The 273-nt window shown below is 60.4% G+C and carries 1 pseudogene; it reads right to left on the bottom strand.

The features are described from left to right. Window positions 1-273 (bottom strand): annotated as a pseudogene (locus ABG80_RS23170) (protein rep); the annotation flags it as partial.

The following is a 273-nucleotide window of genomic DNA, read 5'->3' as shown; positions in this document are numbered from 1 at the left end:
CATCGGTCAGCTCTTCCGGCACCTCGACACCTCGGAAGCACCCAGCAGAACCAAGAAGGCGTTTCCCCTTGAGCGTCTGAAAGGCATGCCATGTATCGGCAACCGGCTGATCGCTGAACTTGACGGCGTACTTGAACACCTCCATGAACCCCTCGGCGGGATCTCCAACGATGGGCCGCACATCAACGATGAAGCTGTCCCCGGTGATCTGGTGCCAATCCCGCGACAAGCGCTCCTGGCTGGGCTCGACCTCGGCCAAGGCGATCATGTGCA

Source organism: Aquabacterium parvum, from assembly GCF_001447195.1.
Lineage (GTDB): Bacteria > Pseudomonadota > Gammaproteobacteria > Burkholderiales > Burkholderiaceae_C > Aquabacterium > Aquabacterium parvum.
This window is presented reverse-complemented; position numbering and strand designations above follow the sequence as displayed.